The sequence below is a fragment of the Vibrio sp. 10N.239.312.D08 genome (assembly GCF_041466145.1).
In the GTDB taxonomy this organism is placed as follows: domain Bacteria; phylum Pseudomonadota; class Gammaproteobacteria; order Enterobacterales; family Vibrionaceae; genus Vibrio; species Vibrio crassostreae_C.
In genome coordinates, this window is the sequence record NZ_JBFSSD010000016.1 from 13,208 (window position 1) to 39,632 (window position 26,425).

The 26,425-nt window shown below is 43.7% G+C and carries 25 protein-coding genes; 14 read left to right on the forward strand and 11 right to left on the reverse strand.

The window, feature by feature from the left end; genetic code table 11:
* Positions 1-8: 8 nt before the first annotated feature.
* Together mngB and mngA are read right to left on the reverse strand one after the other, a co-directional pair.
* On the reverse strand, positions 9-2,648 hold the full coding sequence (gene mngB / locus AB6D58_RS10600) for a mannosylglycerate hydrolase (RefSeq protein ID WP_372157242.1): 2,640 nt from the start codon (positions 2,646-2,648) through the stop codon (positions 9-11).
* A gap of 236 nt (positions 2,649-2,884) precedes the next feature.
* On the reverse strand, positions 2,885-4,819 hold the full coding sequence (mngA, locus tag AB6D58_RS10605) for a PTS 2-O-a-mannosyl-D-glycerate transporter subunit IIABC (RefSeq protein ID WP_104216309.1): 1,935 nt from the start codon (positions 4,817-4,819) through the stop codon (positions 2,885-2,887).
* A gap of 317 nt (positions 4,820-5,136) precedes the next feature.
* Here mngA and AB6D58_RS10610 point away from each other — a divergent pair, with 317 nt between their 5' ends.
* From AB6D58_RS10610 to dcuC, 4 genes are all read left to right on the forward strand, one after another.
* Positions 5,137-5,853 carry a GntR family transcriptional regulator gene (locus tag AB6D58_RS10610; protein ID WP_010430026.1) on the forward strand — a complete coding sequence of 239 codons (717 nt, stop codon included), beginning with the start codon at positions 5,137-5,139 and terminating at the stop codon, positions 5,851-5,853.
* Between the two features lie 231 nt (positions 5,854-6,084).
* Positions 6,085-6,285 (forward strand): hypothetical protein, encoded by a 201-nt coding sequence (locus tag AB6D58_RS10615; protein WP_102320776.1) that lies wholly within the window; start codon positions 6,085-6,087, stop codon positions 6,283-6,285.
* A 23-nt stretch (positions 6,286-6,308) separates the two neighbouring features.
* Positions 6,309-6,560 (forward strand): hypothetical protein, encoded by a 252-nt coding sequence (locus AB6D58_RS10620; protein ID WP_133151380.1) that lies wholly within the window; start codon positions 6,309-6,311, stop codon positions 6,558-6,560.
* A gap of 376 nt (positions 6,561-6,936) precedes the next feature.
* Positions 6,937-8,304, forward strand: coding sequence for an anaerobic C4-dicarboxylate transporter DcuC (dcuC, locus tag AB6D58_RS10625; protein WP_017062608.1), 1,368 nt, complete (start codon positions 6,937-6,939; stop codon positions 8,302-8,304).
* A gap of 202 nt (positions 8,305-8,506) precedes the next feature.
* Here dcuC and AB6D58_RS10630 read toward each other — a convergent pair whose 3' ends face one another.
* Positions 8,507-9,139 carry a response regulator gene (locus AB6D58_RS10630; RefSeq protein WP_017062609.1) on the reverse strand — a complete coding sequence of 211 codons (633 nt, stop codon included), beginning with the start codon at positions 9,137-9,139 and terminating at the stop codon, positions 8,507-8,509.
* On the reverse strand, positions 9,126-10,856 hold the full coding sequence (gene narQ / locus AB6D58_RS10635; RefSeq protein ID WP_102320775.1) for a nitrate/nitrite two-component system sensor histidine kinase NarQ: 1,731 nt from the start codon (positions 10,854-10,856) through the stop codon (positions 9,126-9,128). The genes AB6D58_RS10630 and narQ overlap by 14 nt, the downstream gene beginning before the upstream one ends.
* Positions 10,857-11,109: 253 nt before the next feature.
* On the opposite strand from narQ, the gene napF reads away from it, so the two are divergent.
* From napF to AB6D58_RS10665, 6 genes are all read left to right on the forward strand, one after another.
* Positions 11,110-11,589, forward strand: a complete 480-nt coding sequence (gene napF / locus AB6D58_RS10640) for a ferredoxin-type protein NapF (protein WP_017062611.1) — start codon at positions 11,110-11,112, stop codon at positions 11,587-11,589.
* Positions 11,590-11,612: 23 nt separating this feature from the next.
* Positions 11,613-11,918, forward strand: a complete 306-nt coding sequence (locus AB6D58_RS10645; protein WP_019824440.1) for a chaperone NapD — start codon at positions 11,613-11,615, stop codon at positions 11,916-11,918.
* Positions 11,915-14,404 (forward strand): periplasmic nitrate reductase subunit alpha, encoded by a 2,490-nt coding sequence (gene napA / locus AB6D58_RS10650; RefSeq protein WP_102393131.1) that lies wholly within the window; start codon positions 11,915-11,917, stop codon positions 14,402-14,404. Before AB6D58_RS10645 ends, napA begins: the two co-directional genes overlap by 4 nt.
* A gap of 124 nt (positions 14,405-14,528) precedes the next feature.
* Entirely contained in the window at positions 14,529-14,996 is a 468-nt protein-coding gene (locus AB6D58_RS10655) for a nitrate reductase cytochrome c-type subunit (protein WP_102320773.1), read from the forward strand.
* Positions 14,997-15,025: 29 nt separating this feature from the next.
* Positions 15,026-15,607, forward strand: coding sequence for a NapC/NirT family cytochrome c (locus tag AB6D58_RS10660; RefSeq protein ID WP_009845456.1), 582 nt, complete (start codon positions 15,026-15,028; stop codon positions 15,605-15,607).
* Between the two features lie 11 nt (positions 15,608-15,618).
* The gene (locus AB6D58_RS10665) at positions 15,619-15,756 is read left to right on the forward strand and encodes a TIGR02808 family protein (RefSeq protein ID WP_010430103.1); all 138 of its coding nucleotides are present in this window, start codon (positions 15,619-15,621) and stop codon (positions 15,754-15,756) included.
* A 127-nt stretch (positions 15,757-15,883) separates the two neighbouring features.
* On the opposite strand, the gene phaC is transcribed toward AB6D58_RS10665, so the two are convergent.
* The 5 genes from phaC to AB6D58_RS10690 form a co-directional block, all read right to left on the reverse strand.
* A complete protein-coding gene (gene phaC, locus AB6D58_RS10670) occupies positions 15,884-17,710 on the reverse strand; it encodes a class I poly(R)-hydroxyalkanoic acid synthase (protein ID WP_017072236.1) in 1,827 nt (608 codons plus the stop codon).
* 75 nt (positions 17,711-17,785) lie between these two features.
* Positions 17,786-18,133 (reverse strand): phasin family protein, encoded by a 348-nt coding sequence (locus tag AB6D58_RS10675; protein ID WP_017062616.1) that lies wholly within the window; start codon positions 18,131-18,133, stop codon positions 17,786-17,788.
* A 130-nt stretch (positions 18,134-18,263) separates the two neighbouring features.
* Positions 18,264-19,475: an acetyl-CoA C-acetyltransferase gene (locus AB6D58_RS10680; protein WP_372157274.1), complete on the reverse strand. Its 1,212-nt coding sequence runs from the start codon at positions 19,473-19,475 to the stop codon at positions 18,264-18,266.
* A 26-nt stretch (positions 19,476-19,501) separates the two neighbouring features.
* Positions 19,502-20,242, reverse strand: coding sequence for an SDR family oxidoreductase (locus AB6D58_RS10685; RefSeq protein ID WP_017062618.1), 741 nt, complete (start codon positions 20,240-20,242; stop codon positions 19,502-19,504).
* A gap of 529 nt (positions 20,243-20,771) precedes the next feature.
* Positions 20,772-21,458, reverse strand: a complete 687-nt coding sequence (locus AB6D58_RS10690) for an SH3 domain-containing protein (RefSeq protein WP_372157244.1) — start codon at positions 21,456-21,458, stop codon at positions 20,772-20,774.
* A gap of 96 nt (positions 21,459-21,554) precedes the next feature.
* Between AB6D58_RS10690 and AB6D58_RS10695 the strand changes: the two genes are divergently transcribed.
* Both AB6D58_RS10695 and AB6D58_RS10700 read left to right on the forward strand, forming a co-directional pair.
* Positions 21,555-22,130, forward strand: coding sequence for a hypothetical protein (locus AB6D58_RS10695; RefSeq protein ID WP_136979883.1), 576 nt, complete (start codon positions 21,555-21,557; stop codon positions 22,128-22,130).
* A gap of 269 nt (positions 22,131-22,399) precedes the next feature.
* A complete protein-coding gene (locus AB6D58_RS10700) occupies positions 22,400-22,642 on the forward strand; it encodes a hypothetical protein (protein ID WP_017062621.1) in 243 nt (80 codons plus the stop codon).
* 169 nt (positions 22,643-22,811) lie between these two features.
* On the opposite strand, the gene AB6D58_RS10705 is transcribed toward AB6D58_RS10700, so the two are convergent.
* The gene (locus tag AB6D58_RS10705) at positions 22,812-23,270 is read right to left on the reverse strand and encodes an Lrp/AsnC family transcriptional regulator (RefSeq protein WP_017062622.1); all 459 of its coding nucleotides are present in this window, start codon (positions 23,268-23,270) and stop codon (positions 22,812-22,814) included.
* Between the two features lie 149 nt (positions 23,271-23,419).
* On the opposite strand from AB6D58_RS10705, the gene AB6D58_RS10710 reads away from it, so the two are divergent.
* On the forward strand, positions 23,420-24,349 hold the full coding sequence (locus AB6D58_RS10710) for a DMT family transporter (protein ID WP_372157246.1): 930 nt from the start codon (positions 23,420-23,422) through the stop codon (positions 24,347-24,349).
* 158 nt (positions 24,350-24,507) lie between these two features.
* Positions 24,508-24,972 (forward strand): hypothetical protein, encoded by a 465-nt coding sequence (locus AB6D58_RS10715; protein ID WP_017064489.1) that lies wholly within the window; start codon positions 24,508-24,510, stop codon positions 24,970-24,972.
* A gap of 49 nt (positions 24,973-25,021) precedes the next feature.
* On the opposite strand, the gene AB6D58_RS10720 is transcribed toward AB6D58_RS10715, so the two are convergent.
* Positions 25,022-26,395, reverse strand: coding sequence for a HAMP domain-containing sensor histidine kinase (locus AB6D58_RS10720; RefSeq protein WP_104216299.1), 1,374 nt, complete (start codon positions 26,393-26,395; stop codon positions 25,022-25,024).
* Positions 26,396-26,425: the final 30 nt, after the last annotated feature.

Here is a 26,425-nt window from a genome sequence, read left to right on the forward strand (position 1 = left end):
TATCGAAATTAGAATTTGATTTGGAATGTTTTTGCTTGGCAAGGTGCTATCTGGCCGAACTCTTCAGATGCTACATCACCTTCGCGTACGCGCTCGTCCATGCTTGTCTCTTTCCAGCTTGAAACCGCTTGAGTAAAAGAGATTGAATCCGATACTGAACCCGATTCTGCCGGGTTGTAGACACGCATGATCAGTGCATCTTCGTCTTCCGCTTTCTTCAGCACACTCAACACCGCGCCTGATTGTTGCTTAGACAGAAGGCTAAAACTCATAGGTAGGTTCTGCTCACCCACGTTGAGCTTCATCGCGTTGTAAGGGATCTTGTTGTAGCATTCGATTTGAGTGACATTGTCACGTGCTTGCGCCATGATGTTCGCGTCAATATGGTTACCAGAGAAACCGCACAACGTGAAGTCACACACTAACTTACCGCGCACTTGCGAATCTGGTGTCGGAATCTTGATGCCTGATGGACGGCCTGGGCGAAGCAATAGCTCTTCTTTACCCAACACGCCGATACCACGGAACAGTGTCAGTGCGAAGGTATCTCGGTTTTCGTCACCTTGAGATGCAATCACCTCAAATTCACGTAGACCATTCGACATGATCGCCATGCCCGCTTTGCCGTTTTCTAATGCAGCGAAGTTCATCAGTTGGTAAACCGGAACCGGTGCTTCTTTCCACTTCTCTTCTTCCCAAACCGCCATAGCAGGGTCATTGGTTGGTCGAGTAATACAACCGAACTGGTTGTCTGCAACCACAGTTTCAGAAACGAATGGCGTTGGTACTAAGACACGTACACGGTGGTCGTCGGCTTGGTTGTCTAGTTCCATACGTACTTCAATGCGGCGAGAACCTTGCTTCAATACCACTTGGCATTGCGCTTCAACGAATCCGTTTTGACCCGTGCGTTCTTCACGCTCTGCAAGGTTTGCAGGTACGTTCATTCGGAAAGCGATGTTCGCTACCGATTGGAAGCCTTGGTGGTCAATCGATGTTTCGACTGGGAACTCGTCTGAATACAGTAACCATTCTTGACGAGATGGAGAGTAATCGTACTCATCACCGTCATCAGAACCGTCTTCCAAACGAAGTACTTGGTCGAATACTTGCTCTGTCTCTTTATCGAAAATAGTCAGAGTACCGTTGTCGTTTACATTGATTCGGTAGTACTCGTTCTCTAGTAAGTAGTCTTTTTGTTCTGCAACTTTTACTGCACCCTTCTCGTTACCTTGGATGTGTAACGTGGTGAAGCCCATCGCTGGCACAATGCGTTTGATTTGAATATCAAACTCCATGAACGGGTCGTAGTTACCGTAGTGAACGATTTGACGGTCTACTTTACCCGGGTCAATTTGGCGCTTGTCTTGGATGAAGTACTCAACTGGGTTTTCGTTTTCATCAAAGATAGAGAACTCTTGAGCACGGATAGTGATAGTGGTGTTAACCACTTCTTCACGCTCGTATGGAGAAAGGTTGAACATCGCCAGTTTGTCGCAACCTTCGCGATCTGGCATGTGGTCAACAATCTTACGCTTGTAGAAGTGAATCAGGTTGGTCGCCATGTCGTCAGCAAGGATGTAACGGTTTAAGATTTCAGCGTGTACCTTGTCTGAACAACAGCAACCAATAGAGTCATGAGCGTGGTTCTTCATGCTCTCTTTCCACATTTTCTCAATCAAACCGTGGTGGTATTCAAAACCTAATGTCCAAGCGATAGACGCTAGCGGTTCTAAGATGTTTACAATCTTGTTTTCGATTTCTGCGTGGATCAGTTTGATGTCCATACGCGTAGAAGAGATCGTACGGTGAACACGCATGTATTTACCGTCGTTGAACTCGCCTTTGATTGTGTCGAGTTGGTCGCGCGCCGCTTCTACTTTCTCGAACACTTCTTCGTAACGGCTCATTGAGAATTCACGATCTGGGTAGATTTCGCGAAGCTTGTCCATTACTTCAAAGATGTCTTTTTGAATCGGCATTTGGTCGTGGCCGTTCGGTAGCAAGATATCTTTAGTCACCGATGGCTTTTCTAGCACTGGGAAGTACTTATCTAAACGAGCACGCAAGCCTTCTTCGTCTTGTGGAAGGTATTTACCAATCGCGTAACCCAGCGGAAGCACTTGTGCCACCACTTCACTGCCGTCATTAGACTGCCATAAGAATTCTGTTTTGTCGGTGCCATGACGCTCTGAACAACCACGCCAGAACATTGCACGCGTGATGTCGAAGCCGTTGTAGATCATTGGCAGCTGTGAGCTCATGCTGAATGAATCTGGTAGGTAACCAATCTTCATTGCATCGCCAAACTTCATACAGTCACGAATACCATACATCATGTTGCGTACAATTGACTCACCAGAAACTTGCATTGTGTCGGTTTGAGAATACCAAGGGCCAATAATTAACTTGCTCGCTTCAACCAATGCTTTTACGCGCTCTGTGTTTTCTGGTTTGATTGCGAAGTAGTCTTCTAAAACGGCGGTTTGACCATCTAGAACGTAGTATTTGTATTCTGGATCGCTCTCCAGACGGTTCATGATTTCTTCCATGTTGTTCACAAGAAGAATACGAGACTCTTCTGTTGTGAAATACCATTCACGATCCCAGTGCATGTGAGGAGTAATATGTACGCGTGATGTAGTCATAATCATTTACCTAAATGTGTCGCTTCGAGTAAAACTAAAGTTCGAACCCAAATACGACTAAATTAAATTTTTTCAAGGGGTTAAAATTGGCTGCCACTAAATTTAGGGTGCAGAAAACCACGCCCAGAATCTGTGTGAATAAAACCGTTAGGAGCACAGGTATTTAGGGCAGCCAGTTGTTTGTTATTTTTTATATATTGATTTCGCAGTGAGTTAGGAGCTAGCTCAAAATTCAGTTAGTTCTGTGTTGCAGTACTTGCTTCAAACTTACCCTTTTTTACAGCGTGACCACGCCACATCAGAAGAGTAACAGTTGAAATCACTGTGCCGACAATCGCAGCACCGAACCAGATTGCAGCAGCAGAGAATGCGCCCAAACCTGAATCGTGTAACAAGAAGATAGAGAAGATACCTGCACCCGGAGTCGATAGACCAATACCTGCCGCGCCAACCATCGCACCTGTAACCACTGATCCTAGTAAGAATGAGCCGATTACACGGATTGGATCTTCAATCGCCATTGGGATTGCACCTTCGGTAATACCCGCAAGGCCAAGTAGCCATGTCGATTTACCGGTTTCAATCTCAAAGTCTTTGAATAGGCGTGGAGCAATCATGGTTGAAGCCGTTACAGTGAACGCCGATACCATTTTTACTGAACCAAAGATTGCGTAAGGGCCATAAACACCGTTCGCCATTGCACCTAAACAGAATGCGTAAGCGGCTTTGTTTACCGGACCACCTAAGTCGAATGATACAAACAGACCAAGAATCGCACCCAATAACAGCGCATTGGTGCCTGACATACCGTTCAACCAATCCGTTAGACCTTGGTTTAGGAACGCTACAGGTTTACCGATAACAAATAGCATCAAGCTACCCGCTACCAAAGTACCAATCACAGGGTAAAGGTAGAAAGTAAGGAATCCGTTAAACGCAGGACCTAAGCGAACATGCTCTTTTACCCAACGCATCACATAACCAGCAATCAAACCACCAACAACACCGCCTAGGAAACCAGAGCCAATGATGTTTGCTGCAATACCTGCGGCAAAACCAGGGCCAAGTGCGGGCTTGTCTGCTAGTGAATAAGCTGTGTAAGCCGCCAGTACTGGCACCATCAATGTACCCAGTAGGCCGCCACCTAGTTTGCGATACATCCATAGCCAAGAATCTTTTGTTGCGTAAAGATCTTGCAGGTCAAAAATTTGTGCGATAAGAACAGCAACCGCAAGAACAGTACCACCAGCAACGATCAGAGGAACTGCGTAAGAAATACCAGAAAGCAGTGCTTGTTTAAGCTCAGTTTTCAGTGGCAACTTTTTAGGCTTGTTGTCAGTAGCCACTGTGCGTTCTGCACCATTACCTTTTTTCGACTCTTCAATCGCTTCATTAAGAATGCGCTCACCGTGTTTAATCGGTTCTGCAACTGGTGTTTCAACACGAGGAATGCCGTTAAAGCGCTCAGATTCTTTAATCGCAACTTCAGCAGCAAAAACACACGCCACAGCATTGTTAAGTTGTTCCGCAGTTAAGCGATCTTCAATACCGTTTGCGCCCTGCTTTTCAACATGAACCTTGTAGCCAAGCTTTTTTCCCGCTTTTTCTAGGTACTCAGCCGCCATATAGGTGTGAGCAATGCCTGCTGGGCAAGCAGTAACACATACAATTGTCGGCGCATTTGTATCTAAGTTGTCTTGTTTTTCTTCTTGTTGATTGTCGCCATCAAGAAGCGCAAAGATTTCTTCAGCGGTTGTCGCTTTTAATACAGCTTCGCGAACATCGTCATCAACCAATGTAGTTGTCAATGCAGTAAGCAGATGCATGTGGGTAGAACCCGCTTCTGCATTTGGAATCGCAATTAGGAAGATAAGATTTACATCTTCGTCTTCATCCAAGCCTTTCCATTTCATGTCTTCTTTAAGCGTTGCTACAGCGAAGCCAGCTTCTTTAACCGCGTCAGTCTTGCCATGCGGTACTGCTAAGCCTTCGCCAAGCGCTGTCGGGCCTTGCTCTTCACGAGCAAATACTGCATCAAGGTACTCTTGCTTGTTATGCAGTTTGCCTTGCTGATCCAGTTGGTCAGCAAGTGCGTAAATCGCTTCTTCTCGACTGCTAAACGTAGTTTGCAGATTTACGAGCGACTTATTCGTTAGAGTAGTAAGTTTCATAACCTTTGTCCCATAGTCACGGATTAGTACGACAGTCGTCCCTGTCGACGAGAAGAATAATACAACTTCAAGACATTTAATCCGTGATCACGATCTCATCAATACATATTTGTATTTAATTTGTATTTAAATCGTATTGGTAAATCCTTTAAGAAAGCTTGTTATGTATCGTTTAATTTGTATTATATGTACTACAAAACGCCGATACGACGCTCACACTAACCTTTAAAGCAAGGCTTATATAGAGCAAATTTACGTATTTAAGGTACAGGTTGTTAATCAAAGTCTAGTTGTCCTAGCGCACAAATGAGGCAAAAATGGCAAGACTCCCTATGTATCGCCAAATCGCCGATGCAATAAGAGAAAAGATCAGTTCTGGAGAATACAAAGTTGGTGAAGCACTCCCAACAGAAGCGCAATTGCGTGAAGTATTCTCGGTAAGCCGTGTAACGGTTAGGCAAGCACTGAAACTACTGATCGAAAACGATGAGCTTGAAAGCGTTCAAGGCAGCGGTACTTACGTCAAAGAGAACAAGATCAATTACGACATCTACAAACAGTCGAGCTTTCAAGAAAAGTGGGCGCATTTGGATGTGGTTACACACAGTGATGTTCTAGCCTTTGAAATGAAGCCCTGTTCTTTGGCGATGTCTGAACATCTAGATATTAAAGAAGGCGAATTAGTTTTCTACGTAAAGCGTGTTCGCTTCATAGACAACAATCCAATCACGGTTGAAGAAACTTGGTTACCTGTTGCCCTATTCCCAGATCTCACCTATCAAGTGATGCAGACATCAAAGTACGACTTTATTGAGAACACCAAAGGCATGGTGATTGATAGAAGTGAGCAAGAACTGGTGCCGATTCTTCCGCCTGAAGACGTTGCTAAACAGTTAGGGATTGACCCAACTCAGCCTATCATTGAAAAACGTACTCGAGGTTACCTCGCCAATAACACAGTGTTCGAGTACAGCCGTAACTACTTCACATCTAACGATTACCGATTTACTTTGGTCGCAAGACGCCAGAGATAATACTCATCAGCAAGTTTCTATAACAGTAGATGACCAACACAGAGAGCGCCTTGTTCTCTGTGTTTCTGTGCTGTTAGTTCAATAGTAAACCCAACTTTCCCTCCCAAATATTCCTAAATCAATATCAAGCAACCTCACGAAAGATCATTCATATTCATTTAAATACTGTTCGCGCGCTTTGACCATAAACTAAGCGCCAAATTACAAGAACAACAGTCGACAGGAATGTAGATGAATACCAAACAACTTGAGGACGCTGTAAGTGAAGTGAGCTTATTCAATCAGCACCTCCACTTAATCCAATCCGTGCATACCATTCCGACCCCAAAAATGAATTGGGAGTCGATTGCGATGGAGCCTGCGCCGACAATACCAACGGTTCGATTCGATCACTGTCTACTCATCAGACTAACACTTAGTTCGTCGTGTTAAATCACTTTATATACAAAACCATTATGTCGAAACACACTATCTCACGAACATCGCACCCATTAGCAAATACAATTTCATACACACGATTCCTACCAAAGCTACCTTTAGTTCTAATCGCTTTCTCTATGCCCCTATTCGCAGAAGAAGTTGAAGAAGTGGTACTCGAGGACGAAGTCGTATTAAATGAAGGTTCTGAGTTAAACGAAGAAGCTGAAGAATCGCCTTATTATAACTTGTGTTTTAGCGCTTACTTATGGGAAGTAAGTAGGCGTTAAACATAAGTAATCTTTAAATGTAAGTAAGCTTAAAAGCTAAGATTCTCACCTCTTTACTCCGATAAACACCCACTTCGTTACACGTTTCCTTCCAAAGTACAAAAAATACTCGCGATTTATAAAATAACACCACCATATGCAAATAGAACAATCAAAGGTGATCCAAGTTATATTCTGACAAGCCACAAAATTTGTTTATTAACATCTAAACAACAGTAGTTATTCACAATTTACAACCACAATTAACATCGAAAAAATGTTTGTCTTAGATCATATCAACCTCAACTATGCCTCGTGCCACAGTGCAGTTTTCTGTACATTCATTGTCATATTCTGAAACACTTTCTTATATTTTTTAAACTTTGTGGAGATTTCTATGTTAGAGCTCTTGATCGGATTAGTGATTACTATTGCTGTTGGTTACTTTATTGTAAAAGGCTATAAAGCGGCGGGTGTATTACTAACTGCTGGCCTTGCCCTACTTCTTATCACCGGCCTTATTGGTCACACAGTCTTACCAGCTAAGGTAGCTTCAACAGGTAACATGGTTACCGACTCACTAGAATTTGTTAAATACATGCTTCAGTACCGCGGGGGCGGCCTAGGCATGCAAATCATGCTTCTTTGTGGTTTTGCTTCTTACATGACGCACATTGGTGCTAACAACGTGGTAGTGAAACAGTTCTCTAAACCGCTTGCTGCGATCAAATCTCCCTATGTACTTCTTGTTGCGGCTTACATCGTAGCGTGTCTGATGTCTCTAGCAGTAAGTTCTGCAACGGGTCTTGGTGTGCTATTGATGGCAACCCTATTCCCAATGATGACGGCAATGGGTATTTCTCGCCCAGCGGCAGTTGCAGTTTGTGCGTCACCTGCAGCCATCATTCTTTCACCAACGTCTGGTGATGTGGTTATCGCGGCAGAAAAATCAGGCATGTCTCTTGATGTGTTTGCTGTTCAAACGGTACTGCCTGTTTCTATCTGTGCGATCATCGTGATGGCGGGTGCGGCTTTCTTCTGGAACAAATACCTAGATAAGAAAGAAAACACACCAATGGAAAAAGTAGACGTTTCTGAAATCGAAACAACGGCGCCGGCTTTCTACGCTGCACTTCCATTCCTACCTATCATCGGCGTTTTCCTATTCAACGGTCGTACGATTCCAGGGCTTTCACTTGATATCTACACTATTGTGGTAGGTTCTATCTTCGTAGGCGCAGTTATCGATTACGTTGTTAAGAAGTTTGACGGCGAGAAAACACTAGAAGATCTAGACTCTTGCTACCAAGGCATGGCTGACGCGTTCAAAGGCGTGGTAATGCTGTTGGTTGCGGCGGGCGTATTTGCTCAAGGTCTAATGTCTATCGGTGCAATTGATAACCTAATCGGTCTTGCCGAATCTGCAGGCGCAGGCGGCATCGCATTGATGCTTATCCTCACAGGTCTAACGGTTGCTGCGGCAATTGCGACAGGTTCAGGTAATGCACCTTTCTATGCATTCGTAGAACTGGCTCCATCATTAGCGGCGAAAATGGGCTTGAACCCAGCGTTCCTAATCATCCCAATGCTTCAAGCATCGAACCTAGGTCGTACAATTTCACCAGTATCTGGCGTAATCGTAGCGACTTCTGGTATGGGTAAAATCAGCCCATTTGAAGTCGTAAAACGTACGTCTGTACCCGTAATCTGTGGTCTTATTACGGTTATCTTCGGTACGCTTGTATTGGTTCCAATGTCGGCGTAAGCCTTAAGTTTCTAATCTCAAAGAACGAAGAACAAACGAACACCAATACTGAATATAAAATGCGTAAACAAAAAGGCGCTGAACTTAATAAGTTCAGCGCCTTTTTTAATGTCACTTTCTCAACATCGTTAAAACTATCGAGACATGTACAAAATGTATAAACAGTCAGGCTTGAAATAGTGTTATCTCAAAGGAACAAGCCCTACTTCATTTCACCATAGCGTTCTAGATACAGAACCGTTGCAGCGGTACGGGAAGGCACTTGCAGCTTTTTCAACAAGCTTTTCATATGTACCTTAACTGTCGATTCAGAAATAAACAGGTGATCGGCGATCTGCTTATTACGGTAACCTTTCGCGACTTCTTGAAGGATCTGCATTTCACGTTCAGTCAGTTGTTCGAAGATATCATTGCGGCTTCCAGCATCATTTAGGTAACGAGCAACCACACTGCTGTAAGCCTTGTCACCGCTGTGTGCTTGCTTAAGCAGTTCAATTAACTCATCGGGTTCAGTGTCTTTCAACAAGTAGCCATCAGCGCCTGCTTTTACAATCGCTTCAATGTCTGCAGGGCTATCAGAAACCGTTAGAATAACAATGTTTGCGCTAGAACCGTCAGTGCGAAGTGCTTTCAAGGTATCTAAACCAGACATGCCCTTCATATTGAGATCCAAAAGGATCAAATCAGGTTCTTCTTCATGAGCAAGAGCAACCGCTTCAGTGCCGTTACTTGCTTCTGCAATCACTTCGAATTCGTCTTCAAAGCTCAGTAATTGGCTTATACCTCTGCGCATCAATGGATGATCATCAACCAGCATTACTTTACAAATCGTCAACTTTAACTTCCTTCAAACTTTTATATTTCAATATGACTGTACAGCCTTCACCTTGCGCCGCTTCAATCGTCAAGTCGCCATTCAGTCTTACCGCACGCTCATGCATAATGCTCATCCCGTAGTGGTTCATCTTAGAACTACTTGAGTCAAAGCCATCTCCATTATCTTTTATCACGACTAATACTTCACCGTCCTCATCGATACAGCATACATCTATCAAGTCGGCATTGGCGTGTTTTATTGCATTTATTGTTGCTTCACGAATCAATTGAAGCAAGTGAACCTGACTATGCGCATCAAGCTCGATCGATGAGAGATTATTAGTGAGGTTAATCTTCGCATCGGTTCTCTCGCTGAGCGCCTCAAGCATGGTACTTAAGGCGTCTCCAAAGTTGCCCTCTTTAATGGTCAACCTAAATGTGGTGAGTAGCTCTCTTAACTGGGTATAAGCGTCGGCTAAGCCGTTTCCGATCTCAGACGCGATTTGTTCAGATTGCTCTCGGTGCTGTTGCTCTGGCAGTTTGCCAATCACACGCTTTAATAGTGTAACTTGAATTTTCAAGTACGACAGTGATTGAGCCAATGAATCGTGGAGTTCACGTGCAATCGTGGCACGCTCTTCCATGATAATAAGCTGTTCAGCTTTCTTTTGAGCACGATTGTAGTAGATCGCTCTCGATAGCAGTTGAATGAAGCTTTCGATCAGAGCTTTAGTTGAGTGCCCGTGGTGATATGAACAGTATAAATAGCCGAGAATAAGTTCGTTATCGTCGAGTTTCATCTCAAACTTTTCGTAGTCTAAATTCGAATCGTAACCTTCATCCATAATCAATGAACGGCCTGAGTTATCGACAATCTCGAGCCTCAGTGATCCAATCCCTTCCAAGCTCACGAGATGCTGCAAGATAGCTCGGAAGTTTTCAGGAGCAATACGCGTCACCGTGAGCTCTTGTGACGAGTTATAAAGTGCCTGCAGCGACTGGTTCGCATTTTGCAGCTCAATCGTCTTTGCATCCACCACATCTTCAAGGTTTCGATAAAGCACGCCTAAATCTTTGGCCATCGAGTTGAAGGTTTTGGTCAAAATGCCCATTTCGTTGTTACTGGTCACCTTGAGTTCTACCTCGAAGTCGCTGTTTTTGATTCTTTGGCTCGCACCGACAAGAGCATGTAGCGGTTTAACAACCTGTTTACGTACAAAGTGAACAACAAAAAGAGATATGACCAGAATCCCACCAAGGCCGATACCACCAGCCCACGCTAACTTTATTAACTTGTCTTCAGAGAACTCTTGCAGCTTATAAACGAAGCCATCGATTTCAGCCACGAAGTTTTCAACCAACACGAGATAGTGATCGCGCTCTTCGCTATTCAAGACCTGTTTTAGCTCATGCCAACGGCCGATAATTAAATAGTAATCTTCTGTGATGTCTGTCGGAACATTCCAACTGACCAAATTGGTCATGGATGGCGAGTAAAGAGAACTTTCGAATTCACGAATATGAGATTCATAATCGACAGATTCTATTTGAATATCATGGGCTAAACGGTAGCTTTGCATTCGCATTGAACCGGCCACGTTAACCGCTTCCGCATCATTCAAACTTGAAGCCAAAGTAAAGATGGCAAAGCCAGTCGTAGCAACCGACAACAGCAGTATAGAGAGCAAAGATTTTGCTATCGTACTTGTTACAGATGAAACCGGTTTTATAAGCAAAAGTGCCTTCCTATTGATAAATGACTTGCCAGCGATATCGTATTGTCACACATCAAAAATCATAGCTCCATTCAATATGTGATCACTCGCTCCGTAATTTATTGATCTAAGACAATATATGCCCCCAATTAGCCCTTAGGGGGTATTTATACAATTGTTTCTAAAACTACACTACTTGTGAGGACTCATTACAAGATATTAATAGAATAATGACCTACAATTACAACATCTTAGTAACATCTATAGGTATCTAGTGGTAGATCTATCAAAACGCCGTCTTTTTTCAAGACGAAAAGTTGACTCAAGCCAGATTCGTTTGCCTTGGATTGACAGCCTAGAAAGCTTTACAGATGACTGTACTCGCTGCGGTAAATGCATCGAGAGTTGTGAGACTAAGATAATCATTGTAGGCGATGGTGGTTTTCCCACTGTAGATTTCTCTATTGATGAGTGTACGTTCTGCTATCAATGTGCAGATGTTTGTCCCGAACCCATTTTTAAGCCAAAGCAAGGAGAGCCTTGGCAAGCAAAAGCACAAATCTCTGATAAGTGTTTAGCGCAACAAAATGTTGAATGCCGAAGCTGTGGTGACATGTGTGAACCTATGGCCATTCAATTTGAACTTAGAGCAGGCAGTGTTGCTCTACCAAAAATCGAGTTAGATGAGTGTAGCGGTTGTGGGGCCTGCGTAGCAATTTGCCCTACTTCGGCTATTCTTGTGAGTAATGCATAAAACAAAAATAACGAGAGCAATTTATGGCACTAAATGAAGTGCATATATCAAGTTTAGTCGTGCATGTGAGCCCAGAGCATCTAGACGAGATCAAAGCACAAATCGAGCAATTCGATAATGCAGAGATTTACGGCAGCAGCCCTGAAGGCAAAATCATCGTGGTCCTAGAAACCGAGAACCAAGGTTTTGTAACGGACACCATCGAAGAAATTAATAATATTACGAACGTTTTAGGGACAGCTTTGGTTTATCACCAAATCGAGACTGGACTGGACGAAACGGATTTAGAAACTGGAAGCAACAATTCTCAACTTGAGGGTGAAGTATGAAAATGACAAGACGTGCGTTTGTGAAAGCAAACGCAGCTGCATCAGCGGCAGCCGTTGCAGGTGTAACTCTACCGGCAACAGCAACCAACCTGATTGCTAGCTCTGATCAAACAAAAATCACGTGGGATAAAGCGCCTTGTCGTTTTTGTGGTACGGGCTGTTCAGTACTAGTAGGTACTCAAAACGGTAAAGTGGTTGCGACTCAAGGCGATCCAGAAGCTCCTGTAAACAAAGGTCTTAACTGTATTAAAGGCTACTTCCTTTCAAAAATCATGTACGGTAAAGACCGTCTTGAGACTCCTCTACTTCGCATGAAAGACGGTGAGTTCCATAAAGATGGTGATTTCGCACCCGTATCTTGGGACAAAGCGTTCGACGTGATGGCTGAGAAATGGAAAGCTTCACTGAAGAAGAACGGTCCAACAGGTGTTGGTATGTTCGGTTCAGGCCAATGGACAGTAATGGAAGGCTACGCAGCCGTTAAGATGATGAAAGCGGGTTTCCGTTCAAACAACATAGATCCAAACGCTCGTCACTGTATGGCTTCTGCTGTAGTAGGCTTCATGCGCACTTTCGGTATTGATGAGCCAATGGGTTGTTACGATGACTTTGAACACGCAGACGCATTCGTACTGTGGGGTTCAAACATGGCAGAAATGCACCCAGTACTATGGACTCGTATTACAGACCGTCGTCTAAGCCACCCACACGTTAAAGTAAACGTACTGTCTACTTACTACCACCGTTCTTTCGAGCTTGCAGACACGGGTTACATCTTCGAACCTCAATCAGATCTAGCAATTGCTAACTTCATTGCTAACTACATCATTCAAAACGATGCCGTTAACTGGGACTTCGTGAACAAGCACACGAACTTCAAGCAAGCAACGACAGACATCGGTTACGGTCTGCGTGACGATGATCCACTACAGAAAGCAGCCGCAAACCCTAACTCAGGCGAAATGACTGCTATCTCTTTCGAAGACTACAAAGCGTCTGTTGCTGAATACACAGTTGAGAAAGCGTCTGAAATGTCAGGTGTATCTCAAGAAGACCTTATCAAGCTGGCTAAGCAATATGCCGATCCAAACATCAAAGTAATGTCACTTTGGACTATGGGTATGAACCAACATACTCGTGGCGTATGGATGAACAGCCTTGTATACAACATCCACCTTCTTACAGGTAAGATTTCTACTCCAGGTAACAGCCCATTCTCACTAACTGGCCAACCGTCAGCGTGTGGTACAGCGCGTGAAGTTGGTACATTCGCTCACCGTTTACCTGCCGATATGGTGGTTGCTAACCCTAAACACCGTAAAATTGCAGAAGATATCTGGAAACTTCCAGAAGGCACCATTCCACCGGTACCCGGCGCTCACGCTGTTCTTCAAGACCGTATGTTGAAAGACGGTAAAATCAACGCTTACTGGGTAATGTGTAACAACAACATGCAAGCGGGTCCAAACATCAACACTGAACGTCTGCCAGGTTACCGTAACCCAGATAACTTCATTGTATGTTCTGACCCGTACCCAACGGCAACAGCTCAAGCGGCTGACCTCATCCTTCCAACAGCAATGTGGATTGAGAAAGAAGGCGCTTACGGTAACGCAGAGCGTCGTACACAAGCATGGTACCAACAAGTGAAAACTGTAGGTGAAGCTAAGTCTGACCTATGGCAAATCATGGAATTCTCTAAGCGCTTCACTATTGAAGAAGTTTGGGGTGAAGAACTGGTTGCGAAAATGCCTGAGTACCGTGGCAAAACCATGTACGACGTGCTTTACAAAAACGGCAACGTTGATGCATTCCCACTGTCTGAAGCTCAAGAGCTTAACGACGATGCACAAGCTCAAGGTTTCTACGTTCAAAAAGGTCTATTCGAAGAATACGCAGCCTTTGGTCGCGGCCACGGTCACGATTTAGCACCATACGATCGCTACCACCAAGTTCGTGGTCTACGTTGGCCTGTTGTTGACGGTAAAGAGACACTATGGCGCTTTAAAGAAGGTTCAGATCCATATGCTAAGAAAGGTTCTGATTGGGACTTCTACGGCAAACCAGATGGTAAAGCACTGATCATCAATGCACCATACGAAGCGCCACCTGAAGTACCAAACGATGAATACGATATGTGGCTATGTACAGGTCGTGTTCTTGAGCACTGGCACACAGGTACTATGACTCGTCGTGTACCAGAACTTTACAAAGCAGTACCGGATGCACTTTGTTACATCCACCCTGCTGATGCTAAAGCTCGTGGTCTTCGCCGTGGTGATGAAGTTCTTATCGAAAACAAACGTGGTGAAGTACGCGTTCGTGTTGAAACTCGTGGTCGTAACCGTCCACCACAAGGCTTGGTATTCGTACCATTCTTTGATGCAAGAATTCTGATCAACAAGTTGATCTTGGATGCAACGGATCCTCTGTCTAAACAGACGGATTACAAGAAGTGTCCAGTTAAGATCACTAAGGTCGCTTAAGGACAATATGTTCTTACCACTTAGCTCGTAGATCTGACGTTTTTAATATTGCGACTGCTTTTTCGTTACTTTTTGAAAGAAGTAGTCCACTCAAAGAATTAGCCTTTAGGCGGAGAAATTAACCATGAAAAAACTGATTACTGCCCTACTATCAGCTGGTCTTTTGCTAGCTGGTGCAGTTCAAGCTGAAGCTGAAGCTGAACTGGATAACCCAGGCGGCATTGGTGGCGTAGAATCTCTACGTGGTGCAAGTGAACTTGAAGCAACTCGCGCAGCAGATGACTTCAAAAAGTTCCCTCGTGACCAAGTACTTGAGAGTGACTACGTATACCAACCACCTCTAGTGCCTCATACTATTCGTAGCTATGAAGTTTCTCTTAACGCTAACAAGTGTCTTTCTTGCCACAGCTGGAAAAACGCAAAAGAAATGGGTGCTACTAAAGTGAGTGTAACTCACTACATGAACCGTGAAGATGCGGTACTTGCAGACGTATCACCTCGTCGTTACTTCTGTCTACAGTGTCACGTACCTCAAGCTAATGCTAAGCCACTAGTTGAGAACGAGTTCAAACCTGTAGATTCACTGCGTTAATCGTAGCCGGACTGTAAGAGAGGCTATATATGATAAAATTACTTAAAGCGTTTTGGAAAAGACTTGCGACACCAAGCAAAGCAGCCGTAGGCGTTGTTTTGTTCTTGGGTTTCTCGGGTGGTCTTTTGTTCTGGGGTGCATTCAACACGGGTATGGAGGCAACCAACACGGAAGAATTCTGTTCTGGCTGTCACGCACCTATCGTTGCTGAAATCCAAGAGACAATTCACTACTCTAACCGTTCTGGTGTTCGTGCTATCTGTTCAGACTGTCACGTTCCTCATGAATGGACAGATAAAATTGTTCGTAAGGTTCAAGCATCTAAAGAGCTATACGCACACTTTATTGCGAAAACCATCAATACTGAAGAAAAGTTCAAAGCACGTCGTGCTCACCTAGCGGAACGCGAATGGGCTCGATTGAAGAAGAACGATTCGCTTGAGTGTCGTAACTGTCACCAGTTCGATTACATGGACTTCTCAGAGCAGAGCCCCCGTAGTGCGAAACAACACTCGACTGCGCTAGCTTCTGGTGAAAAAACGTGTGTAGACTGTCACAAAGGTATTGCACACAAACTACCAGACATGCACGGCGTTGAAGGCTGGCAATAAGGAGCGATTGAATGAGTACTTTAGAAAGCGTAATTTGGCACATCCTAGGTTACAGCGCTATGCCAGTTATCATTCTTGGTGGCTTTGCAGGTGTTGCAGCCGTATCTCTTTGGATTTTATCTATGGGTAAAGACAAAGAAATCGATTAACAATCGAGATTCCATCAACTTCTACCAGATAATTCTGATATGAGTTGATACGAAAAAGCCACTGATTTCAGTGGCTTTTTTATTATCTGACGTTGTGTATCTTTATAATTGAATGTGACTTAACGCCCTAAGCTTCGTTTTCTGGCGCTTCTTTCTCTGCGGTCTCTTTATCAACCTGCTCTTGATCGACAATCGGCAGCACCTGTTTTACATAGTTGCCTGGCGCTTTGCCAATCACAGGATTAAGCTCTGAGCCTTGATTGAAAGGTTCGATTTTTTCGTCAGTTTCAAAACCTTGTAGCCACTGATTCCAGTGTGTCCACCAAGACCCCTCATTATGAGTCGCATTAGTTAGCCACTCATCCGCCGAGTCGTCTAGGTTGTCATTCAGCCAGAACCCGTACTTCTTCTTATCTGGATGGTTAACAATACCCGCGATATGACCAGATTCACCAAGCACGAACGTCTTGTTGCCACCGGTATTCAAGGCACCACGGTAAGTCCCCTGCCAAAGCGCGATATGATCTTCTTTCGCTGAAATGAAGTAGCTTGGTATTTTTATCTTATTGAGATCAATCCAGACACCGCCTACTTTCACGCCTTTGTCTTGAACAAGTTTATTCTCAAGGTAAAGCTCACGCAGCAAGAAATTATGGCATTTAGCTGCAACGTTAGTGCTGTCACTGTTCCAGTACAACAGATCAAACTCCATTGGGCTGCTGCCTTTTAGGTAGTTATCAATGTAGTAGTTCCAGTACAGGCTGTTTTCACGAAGCAAACTGAATGTCACGCTTAATGAACGACCATCCATGAATCCTTTAGCATCGTTCTGTTTCTCAATGGCGTTAATGATCGTTTCATTGATATATGCGCCAACCTCTCCCGGCTGAGAGAAGTCTAATAGAGTCGTAAAAAAGGTCGCAGTTTTAATGCGTTTCTTCATTCTTTTAGCAGCATAGTAAGCGACCGTTGAAGCGAGAACAGTACCACCAATGCAGTAACCTGCAGCATTGATTTGCTCTTTACCCGTGATATCTTCAATTGCCGTCACGGCTTTCGCTACGCCTTCCGTGACATAGTCACCGAACTCTAAGTCTTTTTGCGCTTCACCTGGGTTGCGCCAAGACATCATGAAGACGCTGTGCCCTTGCTCAAGCAACCAACGAACCATTGAGTTCTTTTCACGAAGGTCGAGAATGTAGTACTTATTGATGAATGGAGGAACGATCAACAAAGGCGTGGCGTTCACCTGAGGTGTTTTTGGGTAGTATTGAATAAGCTCGAACAGATCATTTTGAAAAACGACATCACCTTCCGTGTTCGCAACATCAACACCTAATCGGAAGGCATTATTGTTGGTCATACGGATCTTGAGGATATCCGCGCTCGCTTCAACGTCAGCTTGTAGCTGCTCTAGCCCATCTAGCAAGTTCTCACCATTGCGCTCAAGCGTTAGCTTCATCAACTCTGGGTTAGTCGCAATGAAGTTACTAGGAGAAAGAGCATTGATAGCCTGACGTGAAAAGAACGCCACACGTTCCTTGGTTTTCTCGTCTATGCCTTCGATTGAATTAATGGTGTCTATATAGCTTTTGCTGAATAACAAATAAGACTGCTTGATAAAGCTGTAAAACGGGTCATTTTTCCACGCTTCATCAATAAAGCGTTTATCACTGCGCTCTTCAGTAATGACGCTTTCGGTATTACCCATCAGTGCGGCATTTTGCCAAATCTTAAGTTGCTGTTCCCACCACTGGGATTGTAACTGAAGGAGAACGGCGGGTTGGTTAGCGGCTTGCTCGAAGATTTTTGACGCATCATCAAAATTCAACTCTTGCATCGCTTGATTTAGGGGAGATTGCGCGGCTTCCTTGTTTTGTTCAAAGTTTTCCCACCATTGCTGGTTTGTTTGTTGAAGTTTAACAAGGTAGTCCGAAAAGAAGTGTTGAAACATAACATGACTCCAATAATCGGAAAATCGCCACCTAGCCTCACAGTAAACACTGTGCTGACTCGATGGCGATTTTATTTATGCAGGTGTAACTGTTTTCAAGTTTTCAGTTGTTAGTGTTTCAACATCTTCTTTGAACTCTTTTGCAGCAGCTTGCATTTTTGAGCTATCACTCATCATCTGTTGAGACAATTGAGTTAGCGCTGCTAGTTGCTGGCTGTTGAACGCCGTTAGGCTAGTCACGTCTTTGATTTCAGTCACTGCTTTCATTTGCGCAAGACCCATGTTCGTGTAAGTCTGCATTGCATTCATTTGCAGTTCTGTCATCGTTTGGACGTTCTTTGCAACCAACTTGTTGAACTTTAAGTACGGTTCAAATTGCTTTTCAGTTTGGTCAGTAATTGTTTTGAAAATATCCGTGTACATAAGTAACTCCTGATGAATACATAGTTTAATAAATTTGTGTCACTATCGTTTCAGCCAACGCTCATCGATTAACTCGCGATGCTTTGAAAAGCTGATCCGATATTTAAGCTTGCTACCGATATATCAGGCTCTAACCTTCAATACCTTTTAGCAAAACAGCGGTTCCCATTCCTCCACCCACACAGAGTGAAGCAACGCCATAAGTCGTTTTCTGTTCAAGCATTTCATGGATGAGTGAAACAATAATTCGATTGCCTGAAGCACCTAAAGGATGGCCAAGCGCGATTGCACCACCATTCACATTGACCTTTGGCTTGAACTCATCAAGCGGTAAGTCATGCTGCTCTGACAATTGGTACATTACGCCAAGAGCTTGTGCTGCAAACGCTTCATTCAATTCAAACAAATCTACTTCTTCTAGAGTGAGATTCGCTTTATCAAGCGTTTTAGAAACGGCTTCTACTGGGCCTAAACCCATGATTTTTGGGTCCAAACCTGACTGTGCGTAGCTGGTCAGTTCCACTAAAGGTGTTAGACCATATTTCGCTACCGCCGACTCAGACGCTAAGATAATTGCACTCGCTCCATCATTGATGCCCGAAGCGTTACCTGCCGTAACAGACCCTTCACGGTCAAAAGCTGGACGAAGCTTTTGCAGACCTTCGAATGTCGCGTCTGACTTCGGATACTCATCGGTATCAAAAGTGACGGTTTGTCTGCGCTGCTTAACTTCTACAGGCACGATTTGCTCGTTAAACTTACCCGCTTCAATCGCAGCTACCGCTTTTTGTTGGCTTTCTAGCGCGTAGTTGTCTTGAGCAAGACGCGAGATATTCAATGCATTCGCAATGTTCTCTGCTGTCACACCCATGTGGTAATGATTGAACGCATCCGTCAGACCATCGCCAACAAGCAGATCTTTCATCGAAATGTCGCCCATCTTGTGTCCGTTACGAATACTTGGCGGAACCACGAAAGGGATTTGAGACATCACTTCCACACCCGCAGCAACCACGATTTCTGCATCTTGAGCTTTAATATGAGCTGCAGCGTCCATGACTGATTTCATACCACTACCGCAGATCATGTTGACACCATAGGCTGGAGTCTCTTCAGGAAGCCCAGCGTAGATAGAAGCCTGACGTGCAACCCCCATGCCTTGACCTGCCGAAATCACGTTGCCGACGATTACTTCATCAATCGCATCTAACGAAAGATCGACAGACTCAAGTGCACCTTTGATCGCAACGCCAGCCAGTTCACCCGCAGATACGTTTTTTAGCGACCCGGTAAATGCACCAATAGGAGTGCGCTTAGCCGCAACAATAAATACTTTTTCCATCATTCCAACCCCTTCAGTTTCGCCAATTACTGCATGTACAAGCCGCCATTCACAGACAATGTTTCGCCTGTAATGTACGCGCCAGATTCACTCGCTAAAAAGCCCACTGCGTCTGCAATTTCAACAGGTGTTGCTAAGCGTTTCATCGGAATTTGGTTCTTGATTGAATCCAGTACTTCAGGCTTCATTTGCTCAACCATAGGAGTTGCTGTGTAGCCAGGGGCAATCACGTTCACGGTTACGCCGCTACGAGCGCCTTCTGCAGCCAAAGCTTTAGAAAAACCAATCATTCCAGCTTTCGCTGCTGAGTAGTTAGTCTGTCCAAATTGACCTTTAAGACCATTGACGGAAGAGATGTTGATGACACGGCAGTTACCCTTTTCACACATAGGAGCGAACAAAGGTTGAGTCACGTTGAACAAACTGTTTAAGTTCGTTTCAATCACATCTTTCCACGCTTCGGCATCCATCTTTTTAAAGACGCTATCACGTGTAATACCTGCGTTATTGACCAGCACATCCACCGTGCCTTCTTCTTCTAACAACTTGCTTAAGCTCAGCGCACATTCCGCAGTATTGGTAACATCTAATTCAAACAATCTCACTTGATCTTCGGTGAATTGTTTTTCGTTAAACCAATCCAAGGCACATTGGTAATTTCCAGTAAAATAAGTCGCGATAACACGATAGCCGTCTGCAACTAATTTAGAGGAAATTGCTGAGCCGATACCGCCTTTTGACCCTGTAATTAAAGCAAGCTTTTTCATTAATGGTTCCATCCCTTACAAGCAATTAAATAACAATGATGTTAATAAGATAATGTCTTAGTTGATAATTAAACTTTACGTTTTGCTTTAATTAAACCCTACAACTCAAAATCAAAAATTATTATTACAAATATAAAATATTTTCGTATTATGATTAAAAACTAGACTTGTATCCCAAAACCAATAAAATGTTACAATTATGTAAATCAACGCAAGACTCTGATATTAATAAGGTTTGTTTAATTTTACTTTTATCACCAAGCAGATAAGCCTTTGTAAATACGAGATAAATCTATATCTCTCAGCTTGTTTCAAGAATAATGCAATGTGGGAATTTGAAATGATTGATCACGAGAATAATAACAAAACTCTTATTAGCCATTAATAAATGGTTCCTAATTATTCTATATAACCTTCGATATAATTAACGTTCTAAATGGGAAAGATGAACATTATGGATAGACAAAAAAGCCCACTCAACCTATGAGTGGGCTTTAGTAAATAGCATTATTAAATAGAGCGTGGGATCTTACTTCGTAAATATTTCATTTGTATTTACATCAAGATAAATTTTGTTTTCAAGGGACAACCCACCACAATAAATAAAATAGACATCTCGATTGCTGTACTTAACAGATTTCACCCATCCGCCTAATTCTTCAAAATCACTTGGGGCACACTCCCCCTCAGAGATCAGTTTAGCCACCGAATTACGGAATTTTTCTTGATGGATCTTGAGGTCATCAGACTTAACCAAATAGGAATCCAATATCTCTTTGCTTTCTTTTTCCGAAATAATGACTTCATCATTCGATAAGCCTGACATAGAGACCCATTCCGCCGTCTGTGGGCCGCCTTCTTTAAGGACTATATAGTCTGAGATACGTGCCCATTCGCCTTGTTTCTCGAGTACCACCACCTTTTCCCCTTTATAGAGGTAATCTGTTATCAAGCCATCAATTTCAGGTTGCTCGACCACTTCAAGCTTTCTCTCCAAAACGTAAAATTCCGTCTGCTCGGGTTCAGGCTGAAGATCCATGATGGGTACAAGGTCAGATTCAGATTGCTCGGTAGCTTCTAACGCCGGCTCTTCCGTTTTCTCTTGTGGGATTGGGTCTTTATTCATGACTAAGAAGTAGTATGCCGCTCCTCCCCCTCCGCCCAACATCAACAACAACACAAGTAAAGCGATCAGCGCTTTTTTCATCAAATCCACCAGCTCTTCCGTTATAGGTATGTCTCAAGTGTACATCAACTCATGCTGCTGCTCATCTATACTCTCAATAGAGCGCACGGTAAGTAGAGGAAAGTCATGAGTTTTTGGGGGAAAGTTATCATTGTAAGCGCAACTTTTAGTGCCAATGTCGCTCTAGCGAATCATTGTGACCGTGAAAACTGGCAAACACTGTTGGATCGTCAGCTCTCTTTTGAAGGTCGCTATAATCAGTACACCAAAGAGTTCAACCAAGTTCTTTCAACCTATGAGTCACAGACATTGTTATCTAAACACTTTAATGAAAAGCAGATCATTGAGCTTTGGGCAAAGTACGAAGAAAGGTTTAATGTGCAGCTCAATAGTCATATGAATACCGCGTATGACGTCTCCGAGGTTTTGCTACAACAGGCGTATGTTGTGTCTAGTGAACTTGAAGGCGCTGACTCTCTAGCGTATTCATGGCAAGCCGTCGCCAAACACTGCACCAAAGCAAGACTCCCGCGCCAGGCAGAAAGCGCAAAGGTGCACGTACAAAGCTCACAATCACTCTCCCGAGATCTCCATACACTCAGTGAAAAATTCCGTCAGCTGTCTTCAAAATACCGCAGAGAAGCGACGATGATTGATGAAGCGCGCCACATAAACCAACCAGCAAACGATGCATCAAACTGAAATCACCATTAGATTCTCTCACTCGTTCGACTGGACTTTTCCGATAAATATGCTCAATCCCATTCATAATATTCTAAGAACTCGTTAATCAAAGCTTTATCAATAGGTTGTAAAAGTAATGTGCTATCTATCAACAATGAAGTTCAATTTCCGACCAATGCAAGCGAGTATGTGAGATATTCATCACAAAATAGATTTACAAACGCCAGAAAATTGTTATCATGAATCTTCATATAACTTAATAACAAGAAACATTTTGGCTAGGTAATATGCAAAAGACTATGGCTTTCAACTGCTTGAGTAACACGGAATGGACTGCAGAGATAAGAGGTAAACTTTTATCTGTAGCTAAACACATGGAAGAGTTCGGTTCAGTAAGTGAGCTAGAGCTATGTAAGATATTTGGAGAGACAATTTGGAATGACGGCGTGGATTATCATTCACATGCTTTTTCATTCAGAATTAATGCACAAACTGGGGATTGTTCAATCTCTAACTTTAAGTATCACTAAGTTTTGCACCTATCATATACGGAGTACCTTTCACGAGGTGCTCCGTTTTTTATTGCCTGAAGCCTGACACTTAATGGATGATTTTTGATATTGACCGCGCTTCTACTTCAGGAGTAAACCATTTCGTTTTCAGCTCATTCTGCCTTCGTGTTACTGCTCAGAGTTTGGCTTAATCGGTATAAATTGGCAGTGGTGCATTGCCTTTTACTTGTCTTATCGCAAGGTGGGTATGAATATCTTTCACGTTAGAGAGCCTTTGAAGTTTTCTTGTAAATGCCTCGTAGGCCATCAAGTTCGGGCTAACCACTTCTAGCAAATAGTCATAAGCCCCAGATACAACGTGGCAACTGATCACCTCTTCCATCTCTACAACAGCCGCCTCAAACTTATCTATCGACACTTCTTGGTGGTTGTTTAGGCTCACCTCAACAAACACACTCATTGCGATGCCGACTTGTTCTCGTGACAAGCTCACACGATAACCGTCAATAATGCCCTTTTCTTCTAGCCTTTTGACTCGTCTTGCACAAGGCGAAGGTGATAAACCCACTTCATCAGCAAGTTCAGCCGTGGTTAACCTGCCATCTTTTTGTAGCAGTTCGAGAAGATGTCTATCAATTCTATCCATAGTAAATGCCAAACATTAGTTAAATCCGTTAATTATTTGGTGAATATTAGCAGAAATCATCAACGATAGTTCAAGTTTAGCCAAAACTTGCCAACCTGTGGCACACCAACTGTTCCATAATGAGTCATCACCCACTCTCCTTCTAAATTATGAATCTTGGCTACTTATCTATTACTGTCACCCTACTCATTTGGGCGAGCTTTTTTCTTTCTCTTAAAGGCGGCGCAAATTCAGATTTAACACCTGCCGATATCGCTCTCACAAGATTTCTCATACCGGCTTTGGTGTTATTGCCTTTGATGTGGAAAGCACGCAGCGCAATTTCCGTCGTCCCTAAACGGTATCTAACGGGTATGTTCGTAGGTAGCGGATTACCTTATCTGCTTGTTGCCGGAACGGCCATGCAGTTTGTTCCGGTATCTCATGGCAGTGCTCTTGTTCCGGGCACGCTTCCTCTGTTCGTTACAGGAATTGCGGTACTCTTTTTTAAGCAGCCACTCAGCCGACATCGTGTTGTTGGTTTAGGTTTGGTTTTGCTCGGCATACTGTTGTTTTTAGGGAGTAGCTTAAGCAGCTTCAACTTCGAATACACCAAAGGTCATTTGTTGTTTTTATGCGGAAGCTTAATGTGGGCGATGTTCACCATCTCAGCCCGTGTCGCTAATCTTAATGCGTTAGTCAGTGCCGGTTTTATTTCTCTCTGTTCTACTTTGCTTTTACTCGTCCTAATCCTGACTGGAACCCTCCCAAGCCACCTAATGGACACACCAATCGCTAATTGGCCCTTCACGGAGCTTGCCGTTCATTCAACAGTGCAAGGCGTTGGGGCGGGTTTAATCGCTGCGTTCACTTACCTTTATGCGGTTAATACCTTAGGGGCTGAACGCTCTGCCGCTTTTGGCAGTGCAACACCCGCAGTGGCAACCTTGTTGGCGATCCCACTATTCAACGAGATTCCTAATGCGATGACTTGGCTCGCCCTTGGTTCTATTTGCATCGGCAGTTTGGTCGCGAGCAACATATTCATGAGAAACGACCAGTCGATGCAGTACCAACCGCCAAGCCATAGCAAAGCCTGATACTGCGTTCAAACCTAAATACAGTTCCCCTAAGCATCGATTTTAGGGCTTGTAGTACACAGATAAGCCTGCCAACGCAGGCTTATCTAAAATCTGCTTTTTCTAAACTCGCTTCTCCATTAAACTGTCCGACCTTTTTGCAGATCCAAGAGAACACCATGCAACGCGACTACACCTTAAATTGCTTAATCACCATGCCTCGCCATGAACTAGAAGAATTTAGTTTAAGAATGATTCATCGCCTTGTACCTGAAGATGCAATGACGGAATTGTTTACGTTCGAGCAAGAAGAAGTCACCAGCGAAGAACGCATGCAATCAGCGAAATTTGACGCAATGCTTCGAATGACAGCTATCGCGCTTGGTGAAGTAAACCTAGCCTTCTCAGAGTCGGATAACTCGCAACAGAACATCGAGCGAATGACTCGCCTACTGCTTTGGCACTTCTACTCAATTTCTTTCAACCTTGAAGAAGCAATCGCAATCGAAGTGCACTGTGAGAAAGTAGAAAAGATCTTAAAGAACGCACCTAAAGATGCGTTTGGCTGGGTTAAAGAATTAACTGAGCTGCTTCACTTCTACGCGAAAGTGAACGAAGGTAACGAAGACAGAAAAGACGCTTAACGTTACTTCTACGTAAGTACACATCAAGCTAAATCGAAGGCAGATAGAGCTATACCGAAGGCAAGTAAAAGCTTTGCTGAAAGGAGTTCTCTGCCTTTGTTGTTTCTAGCACACTGTGATGCAACATCAGTATCGACTGCGCGATCTTGGTTCCTATTCCCAAAGAACCATTCGGCGCTTCCAGTTCAACCTCATTATGAATCACCACCTTCACCCGTTTGGAATCCGCTTCAAAACCAACATCTAACGACACCACAGTGCCACTTGGGCTATGCCTCAATGCATTATCTAACAGATTCAAAATCAACCTCTCAAGCAGATCACTGTCACCCACAGCCTTGATTCCAATAGGCATATTAATGTTCAACTCAACATTTTTATGGCGATATTTGCTTTGTATCGTTTCTAAGCATTCGCTCATCAGCCCATTGAAATCGATTGAAGCGTATTGATATGTGGGTACCGGGTTATCATTCTTGGCGCTATCTAACAGCGAATGGAGCTGTTCAGATAACTTGTTGCCATTGCGATATGCCACATCTATGAGTGGATCCGAATGTGGGTTTTGAATCCTCCACGTTTCTAGATACCCCAATACACTCGACAATGGCGTTTTCAAATCATGACTGAGCTGTAATAAGCTTTGTCTTCGATGTGACGACTGATATTCAAGTTGCAAAAATTGCTGTTGAATGTGCTTCGCCATCAACTGATACGAGCGTGCAATCGGCACCAATTCTGGTACTTGATGAATGAAGTTCGGGTCCAATCGAAAATCTTGCTCTGCTTGTTGTTGCAGCTTGTTGGTTACTGCTTCTATTGGGTTTAACAGGCTACGTTTAACCAATAGATAAGCCCCAACTGCAAAACCCAAAATAGAGATCAGCATGAGCCCCGCGAGTACAATGTATGGCGTGTCGACCTGCGAATTGGCAATCACGGTGTGACGATTACTGCCAATCAAAACGTACAGATACCCGACGGTCGAACCTAGCTCTTCAATCGCTGCTACGGAAAACACCTTACGAGCCCCGGGATTGATCGGATCTTCCCCCAGAATGGGATAAGGCTCGTCGTTTAAAAACTGTTGAATGGGTGCTAAGTCTATCTGGTTGGCTAACACAGTGCCTTCTGGCGCAGCATGAGTCGTAATTTTGCCCTGACTGTCGAGGAAGTAGATATCGAAATCTGGCCCTATTAACATCAAGGTGTGAAATATGGATTTGAGCGCTTTAGGGTTGTAGTCGGTACCAATCATCAGAGGGTTATCATCGCGCATGTGAACCGCGAGCTCTTTATGTAAGCTTTGTTTAGTTCTTTGTTCTATGGTCTCTTTTTGCCAATTATAGGTGTAAGCAATCACCACACTCACGAGCAGAAACCACAAACTGGTGAACAACACTAAACGCGATTTGAAACTCATGTTCTCTCCTCGATGGCTCTTAGGTGTTAC